1 protein-coding gene is annotated in these 1,309 nt (G+C 53.9%); it reads left to right on the top strand.

The window, feature by feature from the left end:
• Positions 1-118: 118 nt before the first annotated feature.
• Positions 119-1,285: an IS4 family transposase gene (locus QPK32_RS26420; protein WP_290415755.1), complete on the top strand. Its 1,167-nt coding sequence runs from the start codon at positions 119-121 to the stop codon at positions 1,283-1,285.
• Positions 1,286-1,309: the final 24 nt, after the last annotated feature.

Below are 1,309 nucleotides of genomic sequence, written 5' to 3' on the forward strand. Positions count from 1 at the left end.
ATAAATAAGGAAGAGCAGCTACGGAAGAGAGGTAGCTGATGAGGTTGCAGGTAATGGTTTTGGGGCGTACATCTGTACGTCCCGAGTTCCTAGGCTCACTGACCAAAACCTGCAACCCATGTCCACAATACTCACTTTCGACGCAGTCTTAAAGGGGCTGCCACGTAAAGAATTTGATCGGGCCGTCATCAGGCACCACGCAGACAAGTACTGCAAGCACTTCACGTGCTGGAAGCATCTGGTGGCGTTGGTCTACGCCCAGCTCAGCGGTGCCAGCAGCTTGCGTGTCCTCGAGCTGAGCTTTAATAGCCATGCTCAACATCATGAGGCCTTGAAAGCTGGTGTCATCCGGCGCACGACCTTGGCTGATGCAAACGAAAGGCGCTCAATCGTCGTTTTTAACGAAATGGCTGCCCGTCTGATCGCACAAGTGTCGCGCAAGGCGCATCGTGAGGCTAAGGCGCTGACCTATCTACTCGACTCTACGTCGTTCACGCTCAAGGGTCGGCAATTTGACCATTGGACGCTGGCCAATCGAACGCGCAATACCCAAGGAATCAAACTGCATGTCTTGCTGGACCTGAAAACAAAAGCTCCTCAGTGGTACAGCTTTAGTGCCCCCAACGTCAACGATGTCGACCAAGCCGCGTCCTTGCCACTGGAACCCGGTGCCCTTTACGTGTTCGACAAGGGCTACTGCAATTACAACTGGTGGAAACAGATCGATGCCGCTGGATCATGTTTCGTCACCCGGTTCAAGGACAATGCGGCCTTGGTTACGCAGGAAGAGCGCGCCATCCCGGCGGCAGAACAGGATGTCGTTTTACGTGACGAGATCGTGCGCTTCAAGCGTAGACGTCCAAGCGGCAAGCGAATCAACCACTACGACAAATTCCTGCGTCGCGTCACTGTTCGTCGGGCAGATAAGGCTACCGCCCTTGTTCTGGCCACGAACGACCTCGACAGCTCAGCATCCGACATCGCCCAACGTTACAAAGAACGGTGGGAGATCGAATTATTTTTCAAGTGGATCAAGCAGCACCTGAAGATCAAGAGCTTTTTCGGACGTAGCAGCAATGCGGTCCGACTGCAACTCATTACCGCCTTGATCGCCCACCTGCTTATCGTCTTGTACCGACAAGCCCAGTGCATGGGGCACTCGCTATGGGAAACCCTAAGCATGATTAGTGCATCGCTGTTCGATCCTGTCGTCAGCGACGCTACGCTACCGCCACGCCGACGAAGATCATCAGACTTCAACCTGGCGCATCCTGGAGAAGCCTGATGACCAACACAACATTATTATCCC

The sequence above is a fragment of the Massilia sp. YIM B02763 genome (genome assembly GCF_030412015.1).
Lineage (GTDB): Bacteria > Pseudomonadota > Gammaproteobacteria > Burkholderiales > Burkholderiaceae_D > Telluria.

What these genes read in the sequence shown, in the direction of transcription:
- QPK32_RS26420 (WP_290415755.1), top strand. Translation starts at nt 119, where the DNA reads ATGTCCACAATACTCACTTTCGACGCAGTCTTAAAGGGGCTGCCACGT.